The sequence below is a fragment of the Kineococcus vitellinus genome, assembly GCF_009906315.1.
Taxonomy (GTDB): Bacteria; Actinomycetota; Actinomycetes; order Actinomycetales; family Kineococcaceae; genus Kineococcus; species Kineococcus vitellinus.
Genome location: NZ_JAAALL010000153.1, coordinates 1 through 10,721, shown reverse-complemented (window position 1 = coordinate 10,721; position 10,721 = coordinate 1). Strand labels below are relative to the sequence as shown.

7 protein-coding genes and 1 pseudogene are annotated in these 10,721 nt (G+C 75.9%); 2 read left to right on the top strand and 6 right to left on the bottom strand.

The window, feature by feature from the left end; translation table 11 throughout:
• From GTQ99_RS13905 to msrA, 3 genes are all read right to left on the bottom strand, one after another.
• The coding region (locus GTQ99_RS13905) for an ATP-binding protein (RefSeq protein WP_166616331.1) at window positions 1-1,166 on the bottom strand (1,166 nt) is incomplete at its 3' end.
• A gap of 67 nt (window positions 1,167-1,233) precedes the next feature.
• Window positions 1,234-1,980, bottom strand: coding sequence for a sigma factor-like helix-turn-helix DNA-binding protein (locus tag GTQ99_RS13900; RefSeq protein ID WP_166616330.1), 747 nt, complete (start codon window positions 1,978-1,980; stop codon window positions 1,234-1,236).
• A 266-nt stretch (window positions 1,981-2,246) separates the two neighbouring features.
• The gene (gene msrA, locus GTQ99_RS13895) at window positions 2,247-2,888 is read right to left on the bottom strand and encodes a peptide-methionine (S)-S-oxide reductase MsrA (RefSeq protein WP_166616332.1); all 642 of its coding nucleotides are present in this window, start codon (window positions 2,886-2,888) and stop codon (window positions 2,247-2,249) included.
• Between msrA and GTQ99_RS13890 the strand changes: the two are divergent.
• Window positions 2,887-4,110 (top strand): annotated as a pseudogene (locus GTQ99_RS13890) (cystathionine gamma-synthase); the annotation flags it as partial. The gene msrA and the pseudogene GTQ99_RS13890 sit on opposite strands and share 2 nt — an antisense overlap.
• On the opposite strand, the gene GTQ99_RS13885 reads toward GTQ99_RS13890, so the two are convergent.
• A complete protein-coding gene (locus tag GTQ99_RS13885) occupies window positions 3,998-5,413 on the bottom strand; it encodes an MFS transporter (protein ID WP_420814565.1) in 1,416 nt (471 codons plus the stop codon). The pseudogene GTQ99_RS13890 and the gene GTQ99_RS13885 overlap by 113 nt on opposite strands.
• 79 nt (window positions 5,414-5,492) lie before the next feature.
• Entirely contained in the window at window positions 5,493-7,523 is a 2,031-nt protein-coding gene (locus GTQ99_RS13880; protein ID WP_166616328.1) for a vWA domain-containing protein, read from the bottom strand.
• A gap of 161 nt (window positions 7,524-7,684) precedes the next feature.
• Here GTQ99_RS13880 and GTQ99_RS13875 point away from each other — a divergent pair, with 161 nt between their 5' ends.
• Window positions 7,685-9,304, top strand: a complete 1,620-nt coding sequence (locus GTQ99_RS13875) for a CoA-acylating methylmalonate-semialdehyde dehydrogenase (protein WP_166616327.1) — start codon at window positions 7,685-7,687, stop codon at window positions 9,302-9,304.
• A gap of 57 nt (window positions 9,305-9,361) precedes the next feature.
• Here the strand turns inward: GTQ99_RS13875 and GTQ99_RS13870 are convergent.
• The coding region (locus GTQ99_RS13870; RefSeq protein ID WP_166616326.1) for a sigma 54-interacting transcriptional regulator at window positions 9,362-10,721 on the bottom strand (1,360 nt) is incomplete at its 5' end.

Below are 10,721 nucleotides of genomic sequence, written 5' to 3'. Positions count from 1 at the left end.
GGGCGCAGCGGCACGCCCAGCAGCACGACGGTGCCCACGCCGGGGGCGGAGCGCACCAGCGCGGTGCCGCCCACCACGTCGGCCCGCCGCCGCACCGAGACCGCCAGCCCCAGCCGCGCGCTGGGCCGGCGCGGCACGAAGCCCACCCCGTCGTCGCGCACCTCCACGCGCAGCCGCCCGCGCCGGGTGTCGGTGCGCACCCGCACCCGCACCGCCGGCGGGGGCGCCCCGGCGGGGGAGCCGTGCCGGACGGCGTTGCGCACCGCCTCGGCGGCCGCGGCCACGAGCGCGTCCGCCGCCTCGGGGTCCAGGCGCGCCCCCGTCGCCGGCGGCACCTGCACGAGCGCGTCCGGGTGCAGGGCCCGCACGGTCTCCACGAGCTCGGCGAGGACGTCGGCGAGCTCGGCGTCCGGCGGCTGCACGGGCCCGGTGCCGCGGGCCGCGCCGCGCTCCACGCGCTGCAGCGCCGTCGCGGCCGCCGCCCGCGCGGCGCGCCGGTCCGCCGCGGTGCGCGCCTGCGTCGTCTGCGCCAGCGAGGCCAGGACGTCGTCGTGCACGAGGGCGTCCCAGCGGCTGTGCTCCTGCTCGACGGCGCGCACGGCGGCCGCCGCCGACGCCGCCGCCTGCGCGCGCTCGCGCGCCCGCTCCACGGAGCTCGCCGCCAGCCGCACCGACTGCACGGCCACCGAGGCGGCCGTCGCGATGACGAGCAGGCCGAGCGCGTCGAAGGCGGCCCGCTCCGGGGGCACCACCCACGTCCCGCTCAGCTGCACCAGCGCCCGCAGCACCAGGTGCAGCACCGCCAGCGCCAGCGCGGCGCCCAGCCCGGAGCCGGCGACCGCCCCGGCGCCCACGGTCACCGGCGACAGCCCCAGCACCCACGGCACGTCCACCGCGCTGCTGCGGGCCACGAGGGGGTAGGAGGCCAGCACGACGTCGCCGAGGACCACGACCGCCCACGCCGGCCAGCGCCGGCCGGTGAGCCGCACCGCCTGCACGACCAGGCCGACGACGGCGAGCAGGTAGCCGCAGGTGGTCGCCGCGGCCCAGGCCGCCGGCAGCTGACCGGGGTCGCTGACCAGCCCCGTGACCACCGTCGGCCCGACCGAGAGCACGCCCAGGGCCAGGACGAGGGCCAGCAGCCGCTGGGCGCCGTCGCGGGTCATCGCAGGGGTCGTCGCAGGGGTCGTCCCAGGGGTCGTCGCACGGGTCGTCGATCGGTGGCCGCGGCGGTCACCGGGCTCCCGCGGGACCGTCGCCGGGCAGCGCGCCCGGGAGCGGGCCGGGCAGCGGGCTCGGCAGCGGGCTCGGCAGGGGGGCCAGGACGCCGTCCTCCACGGCGCGCCGGTACAGCTCCATGCGCGTGTAGGCGGGGCGGTCGAGGGCGGCGTACTTGGCGCGGATGCGCTTGAGGTAGCTCTTGGCCGTCTCCAGCGTCACCCCCAGGCGCAGGGCGACCGAGCGCGCCGGCATCCCGCCGGCGTACAGCTCCAGGACGCGGCGCTCCTGGGGGGAGAGGTGGGTGGTCAGCGCCTCGTCGACCTGCAGCGCGGCCGCCGTCTCCGCCGACTCCAGGGTGTCCCCGGCGGCGACCGCGCGCAGCGCCTCGGCGACCGTCGCGACGGGGCGGTCCTTGAGCAGCACCCCCTGGGCGCCGGCCTGCAGGGCCTCCAGGGCCTCGGCGTGCTGGCGGCCCTCGGTGTAGACGAGGACGCGGCTGCCGGCCTCCAGCAGCGCCCGGACGTTGTCGCCGGGGCGCGAGGCGTCGCCCAGGCGCAGGTCGAGCAGGACCACGTCGCAGGCGGGACCGCCGGCCAGGCGGAAGAGCAGGTCGGGCACGGTCGGGGCGGTCGCCACGAAGTCCAGCGACGCCTCGAGCCGGACCAGCTCCACCTGCAGGCCGGACAGCAGCGCGGGGTGGTCGTCCACCGCCGCGACGCGGAGCGTCACCGGTTGATCACTAGCGGTCGTCTCGTCCACGGGTGAGCCTCCTCCAGCGGCGAGGTTAGCGACCCCGGCGGCCTCCCACGGACGCATCGGCGCATCCGGCGCCCCCGAAAGGGGGGCGGTCGGTGGCCCCCGCGGCTGCGCCGGCTCTGGGAGGATCGTCGCGGCACCCCGCCGGGGGGACGGGTTGCCGCGGCAGTGCGTCGGGGGGCGCACGCAGAGGAGGGGACGGCGCTCGCGCACCGTCCCCTCATCGCGTTCCCCGGCCGCTCAGCGGCCGGCGCCCCGCACCCGCGGGCTCACTCGCCCGAGGCGACCAACCCGATCTGGCAGGTCAGCCCGTTGGGGCCGTGGTTGCAGTAGCCGCCCGGCACCTTGTGCAGGTACTGCTGGTGGTAGTCCTCCGCGTACCAGAACGGCCCGGCGTCCTCGGCCCGGCGGACCTCCGTGGTGATCGAGCCGTGGCCGTGCCCGGTCAGCTCGCGCTGGAAGGTCTCCCGCGTGCGCTGCACGGCCTCCCACTGCCCGTCGGTGGTCGTGTAGACCGCCGAGCGGTACTCGGTGCCGCGGTCGTTGCCCTGGCGGAAGCCCTGCGTGGGGTCGTGGTTCTCCCAGAACGCCTTCAGCAGCTGCTCGGGGCTCGTCAGCGCCGGGTCGTAGGCGACGAGCACCGTCTCCGCGTGCCCGGTGCGCCCGGTCACCGACTCCTCGTAGGTGGGGTTCGGGGTGAACCCGCCCTGGTAGCCGGCGGCGGTGGTCACCACGCCGGGCACCTTCCAGAAGATGCGCTCGGCACCCCAGAAGCAGCCCATCGCGAACGAGATCACCTCGGTGCCCTCCGGCCACGGCCCCTCCAGCGGGGTGCCGAGCACGGCGTGGGTGGCCGGGACCTCGAAGCGACGCTCCTGCGAGCCCCGCAGGGCCTCGTCGGGCGTCACCATGCGGGTCTTGTACGGATTGCCGAAGATCACTGGGCGTTCCCTCCCTCTGTCGTACCTGCCTCAACCACGGCGGGTCCCGGCGCGTTCCCTAGGCTGGGGCACCGTGACCAACGACGAGCTGCCCGGCTTCTCCACCCGCGCCCTGCACGCCGGCCAGGAGGCCGACCCCGCCACCGGCGCCGTGGTGACGCCGATCTACCAGGTCTCCACCTACAAGCAGGACGGTGTCGGCGCCCTGCGCACCGGGCTCGGCACCGGCTACGAGTACTCCCGCTCCGGCAACCCCACCCGCACCTCCCTGGAGGTGCAGTTCGCCGCCCTGGAGCAGGGCGACGCCGCCTTCGCCTTCGCCTCCGGCCTGGCCGCCGAGGACGCCGTGCTGCGCGCGCTGCTCGTGCCGGGCGACCACGTCGTCTTCCCGAACGACGCCTACGGCGGCACCTACCGGCTGGTGAAGAAGGTCTTCGAGCCCTGGGGCGTGCAGCACACCCCCGTCGACCTCGGCGACCTGGACGCCGTGCGCGCGGCCGTCGAGCCCGGCCGCACCCGGCTGGTGTGGCTGGAGACGCCGACCAACCCGCTGCTGACCATCGGCGACATCACCGCCATCGCCGAGATCGCCCACGCCGCCGGCGCGCTGCTCGTCGTGGACAACACCTTCGCCTCCCCGTACCTGCAGACGCCGCTGCTGCTGGGCGCCGACCTCGTCGTGCACTCCACGACCAAGTACGCCGGCGGCCACTCCGACGTCGTCGGCGGCGTCGTCGCCGTGCGCGACGGCGACGACGGGCGCGGCGGCACCCTCGGCGCCCGCATCGGCTTCCACCAGAACGCCATGGGCGCGGTGCCCGGCGCGTTCGACTCCTGGCTGGTCCAGCGCGGGCTGAAGACGCTCGCGGTGCGCATGGAGCGGCACTGCGACAACGCCGAGCGCGTCGTGGACTTCCTCACCTCGCACCCGCGGGTGACGAAGGTGCTGTACCCGGGCCTGCCGGGCTTCCGCAACCACGACGTCGCGGCCCGGCAGATGCGCCGCTTCGGCGGCATGGTCTCCTTCCGCACCGCCGGCGTCGAGGACGCCCTCGCGGTCTGCGCGAAGACCGAGCTGTTCACGCTGGGGGAGTCCCTCGGCGGCGTGGAGTCGCTCGTGGAGCACCCGGGCCGCATGACGCACGCCTCGGTGGCCGGCTCGCTGCTGGAGGTCCCGGACGACCTCGTGCGCCTGTCGGTGGGCATCGAGGACGCCGACGACCTCGTCGCCGACCTCGCCCAGGCGCTGGGCTGACCCGCCGCGCCGGCAGCGGCTCGTCGTCGTGCGCGACGTGCCGCAGCGGGCGCCAGACGAGCACCACGAGCAGCGCCGAGCCCGCGAAGGCGAACCAGAACGGCCCCGTCACGCCGGTGTGCTGGGCCAGCACCCCGCCGATCCCGCTGCCCAGGGCCAGCCCGCCGAAGGTCCCGACGGTGTTCACCGCACCGACGCGGCCCTGCAGCTCGTGCGGGACGGCGCGCTGGCGCACGGTGATCGAGGTGGTGCCCCAGACGAAGGCGTGCGCGCCGAAGACGAAGAACACCGGCAGCGCCACCAGCGGCGACCTCGCCAGCGCCAGCCCGAGGTGGGTGAGGGTCTCCACGACGAGCCCGATGCGCATGAGGCCCCCGAGCGAGACGCGGCGGGTGAGGAACCCGTAGGACAGGGTGCCCAGGACCCCGCCGACCGCTCCGGTGGTGGTCACCAGGCCGTAGCCGACCGCGCCCAGCCCCAGCCGCTCGGTGGAGTAGAGGACGAGGATCGACCAGGCGGCGCCGAAGGTGATGTTGAAGGCGAAGATCGTCAGGACGAGCACCCGGACGGCCGGGTGGTGGGCGGTCCAGCGGACCCCCTCCAGCACGTCGTGCCAGGGCGTGGTGCGCGGGCGCCCCGCGGGCCGCGCGGGCAGCCGCAGGCGGGCGACGAAGACCGCGGCCAGCGCGCACAGCCCCGCCTGGGCGGCGAACGGCGTCGCGGCCCCGGCGGTGAACAGCACGGCGCCCAGCGGCGGGCCGGCGAGCTGGTTGACCGTCACGAACCCGGTCTGCACGCGGGCGTTGGCCACCGCGAGGTCCTCGCGGGCGACGAGCATCGGCAGCAGCGTGCTCGCGGTGTTGTCGGCGAAGACCTCCGCGGTGCCCAGCAGGAACAGCGCGCCGAGCACCAGCGGCACGGTCGCCTCCCCCGTGGCGACCACGACGGCGAGGGCCACCAGCAGCAGGGCGCGCACGAGGTCGACGGTGAGCACGATGCGCCGCCGGTCCAGCCGGTCGCTGAGCACGCCCGCGGTGAGGCCGAACAGCAGCGGCGGCAGCCAGGTCGCCAGCGCCGCCAGCGCCACGGGGAAGGCGTCCTCGGTCAGCGAGGCGACCAGCAGCGGCCCGGCGGCCAGCGCGAGGCCGTCGCCCAGGTTGCTCGCCCAGCTGGAGGCGATGAGCCACCGGAAGCCGGTGCCCAGCCGGCGGGGGAGCACCGCCTCCACGGCGCGGGCGATCGGGGGCGCGGCGGGGGAGGGCACCCCGGCACCGTCGCACAGGCGGTGACGGAGCAGCCAGCGACTTCCCCGCCGGGGCTCAGGACGCGCGGCGCCCCCGGCCGCCCGCGCGCGAGCGCAGGTAGTCGTCGACGACGTACTGCCCCAGCCGCTCGGGGCTGGGGGAGAGCACCCGCCCGCCGTTGCGGCGCGCGACGGCGTCGACGAAGCGGCGCAGGCCGGGATCCTCGCCGAGCATGAAGAGGTTGATCGTCGCGCCGGCGCGGGTCAGCAGGTCCACCTCGTGCACGGTGGCGCGGATGGTCGCCGGCGCCGGCGGCCACTGGAAGACCGCCTCCGGGGCGCCGCCCGCGTCCTCCAGGTGCGCGGTGGGCTCGCCGTCGGTGATGACGAGCACGACGGGTTCGGCGTCCGGGTGCCGGCGCAGGTGGCGGCGGGCGATGCTCAGCGCGTGCTGCAGGTTGGTGCCCTGCACGAAGTCGGGTTCGACCTCGGCGAGCTCGCCGACGCTCATGGGCTGCGCGTGCAGGCCGAAGCCGACGATCTGCAGCGCGTCGTGCGGGAACTTCGTCGAGATGAGGTGGCTCAGCGCGAGCGCCGTCTCCTTCATCGGTCCCCACCGGCCCTCGGCGGCCATGGAGTACGACAGGTCCACGCACAGCGCGACGGCCGCCCCGGCGCGGCGCTCGGTCTCGACGATCTCGAAGTCCTCCCAGCTCAGCCGCACCGCCCCGCCGTCGGAGGCGCCGCCGCGCCGCAGCGCGTTGGTGACCGTGCGCACGACGTCGAGCGGCTGCTCGTCGCCGAACTCCCAGCGCCGGGTGGCGCCGGTCGGCTCCCCGCCCGCGCCGGCGTCGCGGTCCTCGTGCTCGCCGCGGCCGCCGGCGTCCACGCGCCCCAGCACGTCGCGCAGCGCCGTCTGGCCCAGGCGCCGCAGCGCCTTGGGGGACAGGGCGGGCCCGGAGGCGGTGCGGGTCAGCCAGCCCTGCCGCTGCAGCTCCCGCTCCAGCTCGCGCAGGCGCCGCAGGTCGTCGGCGGCGCCGCGGCCGAGCTGGCGCTCCAGCGCGTCGACGTCCACGTCGTCGAGGGTGGCGCCGGGGTGCTCCTGGCCCAGGGAGTCCAGCAGGTCGTCGAGCTCGGAGACGTCCTGCAGCGCGTCGGCGGCCTCGCCGTAGCCGAGCGGCTCGCTGCCCTGCGCGCCGCGCACCCGCTCGCCGCGGGAGAAGTCCAGGTCCGGGCGCAGGGCGCGCAGGTTGTCGTTCAGCTGCGCCATCTGCGCCTGCAGGTCGACGTCGGAGCCGAAGGCGGAGTCCATCAGCGAGGCCAGCTCCTGGCGCTGCTGCGGGGAGAGCGAGCGCATCAGCCGGGCGGCGGCCGCGGCCCGGCGGGCCAGGGCGTCGACGAGGTCGTCGAGGTCCTCCACGCCCTCCTCGCCCAGCGTCTCGCCGTGCTCGTCCATGAACTCCGCGAAGTCCTCGGGCGTGTCCTCGCCGCGGGCCTTCTTGGCGAGCAGGTCGTTGAGGTCGCTCACCATGTCCTTGAGCGCCTGCGCCGTCTCCGGGCCGCCGTTCTGCAGCGCCTCCTTCATGCCGCGGAACTGCTGGCCGACGACGTCCTCGCGCAGGCCGTCGAGGATCTGCTGGTACTGCTGCCGCGCCTGCTCGGAGGCCCAGGAGTAGTCCTCCAGGTCGCGCACGGCCTGGGCGGTGGAGCGGGGCAGCGCGTCCAGGCGGGTCTCGGCGAAGCGGGCGTCGTCGCCGTCGCGGCCGGCCAGCTCGTCGCGCTCGGCGGCCAGCGCCTGGTCCAGCCGGGCGCGGGCGCTGGTCAGCGCGCCGTCCAGGTCGCCGCGGCGGGCGGCCTCGCGGCGCAGGCGCGCGGCGCGGGCGCGCAGCTGCTCCAGGCCCGAGCGGCCGTCGGGGCCGCGCTGCAGCAGGTCGCGCAGGGCGTCGCGCAGCGAGCCGCCGGAGAGCACCTCCTGCCCGACGCGGTCGACGGCGGCGCGCACGTCGTACGGCGGCGCCAGGGGGTCGGGGCCGCCCGCCCACTCGCCGTAGCGGTACCGCCCGCCGCGCCGCCTGCTCCACGCGTCCCGCGCCCGTCCGTCAGCCACGCGGGAACGCTACGTCCGCTGCGCGCCCGGCGCCACGCCCGGCGCCGCGCCCGGTGCGCCCGTCCTCGCCGCCCCGGTCGCGGCCGGGGCGGCGATGTGTCGCCCGCACCCCGCAGAACATGACAGTTTGTCTGGACAAATGGACCCGGCGCGGTGGCATGATGGCCGCGTCCGACCGCCGGGCGGGCCCCGCCCCGCCGACGACGTCCGAGGAGGACCCCGTGACCACCACCACCGCCAGCACCGCCGGCACCGCCGCCGGCGCCGCGAACGGGCTGCCGCTCGTCGAGCACTGGATCGCCGGTGCCCCCAGCGCCGGCTCGGGCGAGCGCCGCGGGGACGTCTACGACCCCGCCACCGGCAGGGTGACCCGGCAGGTGGCGCTGGCCTCCGAGGCGGACGTGCAGGCGGCGGTCGGTGCGGCCCGCGCGGCCTTCCCGGCCTGGCGCGACACCTCGCTGGCCCGGCGCACCACGGTCCTGTTCGCCTTCCGCGAGCTGCTCAACGCCCGCAAGGGCGAGCTCGCGGAGATCATCACCGCCGAGCACGGCAAGGTGCTCTCCGACGCCCTCGGCGAGGTCAGCCGCGGCCAGGAGGTCGTCGAGCTGGCCTGCGGCATCAACCACCTGCTCAAGGGCGGCTTCACCGAGAACGCCTCCACGAAGGTGGACGTGTACTCCGTGCGCCAGCCGCTGGGCGTGGTCGGGATCATCTCCCCCTTCAACTTCCCCGCGATGGTCCCGATGTGGTTCTTCCCCGTCGCCATCGCCGCGGGCAACACCGTCGTGCTCAAGCCCTCCGAGAAGGACCCCTCGGCCGCCCTCTTCATCGCGCAGCTGTGGAAGGAGGCCGGGCTGCCCGACGGCGTCTTCAACGTCCTGCACGGGGACAAGGTCGCCGTGGACGGCCTGCTCACCTCCCCCGACGTGGCGAGCATCTCCTTCGTCGGCTCCACCCCCATCGCGCGCTACGTCTACGAGACCGCCACCGCGCACGGCAAGCGCGTGCAGGCCCTGGGCGGGGCCAAGAACCACATGCTGGTGCTGCCCGACGCCGACCTGGACCTGGCCGCCGACGCCGCCGTCAACGCCGGGTTCGGCTCGGCGGGGGAGCGCTGCATGGCCGTCTCCGCGCTGGTCGCGGTCGACTCCATCGCCGACGAGCTCGTCGCCAAGATCTCCGAGCGGGTCGCCACGCTGCGCACCGGCGACGGCCGCCGCGGGGCCGACATGGGCCCCCTGGTGACCGGCGCGCACCGCGACAAGGTCACCGGCTACGTCGAGGCGGGCGTGCGCGAGGGCGCCGAGCTCGTCGTCGACGGCCGCGAGGTCGTCCCCGACGCGGCCGACGAGCAGGCCGTGGCCGACGGCTTCTGGCTGGGGCCGACGCTGTTCGACAGGGTCGGCACCGACATGTCGATCTACACCGAGGAGATCTTCGGGCCCGTCCTGTCGGTGGTGCGGGTGGCCGGCTACGACGAGGGCGTGGAGCTGATCAACGCCAACAGGTACGGCAACGGCGTGGCCATCTTCACCAACGACGGCGGTGCGGCCCGCCGCTTCCGCAACGAGGTGCAGGTCGGGATGATCGGCGTCAACGTGCCGGTCCCGGTGCCGGTGGCCTACTACTCCTTCGGCGGCTGGAAGCAGTCCCTGTTCGGCGACAGCCACGCCCACGGCACCGAGGGCGTGCACTTCTTCACCCGCGGCAAGGTGGTCACCGAGCGCTGGCTGGACCCCTCCCACGGCGGGCTGAACCTGGGGTTCCCGCAGAACTCCTGAGGCCCGCCGCAGCCCCACCGTCCCGTCGGGAGCGAGCACCGCTCCCGACGGGACGGCTCAGCTGCCGTAGACGGTGCGCCCGTCCTCCAGCACGACCTTGTCCAGGCGGCGCGTCAGGTGCAGCGCCTCCAGGACGAACTCGACCCCCGAGGCCGCGCGGCCGGGGGTCGGCTCCTCGCCCAGGCCCAGGCGGTCCAGCACCTGCGCCAGGCCGGGGACGGTGCCCACCTGCTCCAGCAGCCGCTCGGCGGGCACCAGGTCGCCCGTCTCGATGGTGCGGCCCTCGGTGACCAGCCCGGAGAACCCGGACAGCTCCGCCCCGCCCAGGCGGGCGCGGTAGGTCTCGGCGATGGCGGTGCGCAGCAGGTGCTCCAGCACCTCCACCTCGCGGCCCTCCTCGCCCTGCTCGAACTCCACCTTGCCGCCGAGCACGCTGACGACGGTGTGCAGGTCGCCGACGCGGGCCACCGGCCCGCCGACCTCCCCGGACAGCGCGTGCCGGCGCAGCGCCGCGGCCGCCACCGTCTCCGCGGCGGCGATCGAGAAGCGCGCGGACACCCCGGAGGCGGGGTCCACGGCCGGCGACTCGCGCACGGCGCGGGTGAAGCGGGCCACGACCTCCAGCAGGTGCTCGGGCACCTCCGCGACGGTGGCGGCCTCCTGGCGCACCAGGTCGACCTCCACCTCCACCTCCAGCGGGTAGTGCGTGCGCACCTCCGCGCCGAAGCGGTCCTTCAGCGGGCTGATGATGCGCCCGCGGTTGGTGTAGTCCTCCGGGTTGGCGCTCGCCACCAGCAGCAGGTCCAGCGGCAGCCGCAGCTGGTAGCCGCGGACCTGGATGTCGCGCTCCTCCAGCACGTTGAGCAGCGAGACCTGGATGCGCTCGGCGAGGTCGGGCAGCTCGTTGACGGCGAAGATGCCGCGGTTGGTGCGCGGCACGAGGCCGAAGTGGATCGTCTCCGGGTCGCCCAGCGCGCGGCCCTCGGCGACCTTCACCGGGTCCACGTCGCCGATGAGGTCGCCCACCGAGGTGTCCGGCGTGGCCAGCTTCTCGCCGTAGCGCAGCGAGCGGTGCAGCCAGGTCACCGGCAGCTCGTCGCCCTCGGCGACGACCCGGCGGCGCGAGGCGGGGGTCAGCGGGGCGTAGGGGTGCTCGTTGAGCTCGCTGCCGGCGATGACGGGCGTCCACTCGTCGAGCAGGCCGACCAGCGAGCGCAGCAGGCGGGTCTTGCCCTGGCCGCGCTCGCCGAGCAGCACGACGTCGTGGCCGGCGAGCAGCGCGCGCTCCAGCTCGGGGGCCACGGTGTCCTCGTAGCCGACGACACCGGGGAAGCGGTCCTCGCCCGCGCGCATCCGGGCCAGCAGGTTGCGCCGCAGCTCCTCCTTGACGCCGACGTGCTCGTGGCCGGAGGCGCGC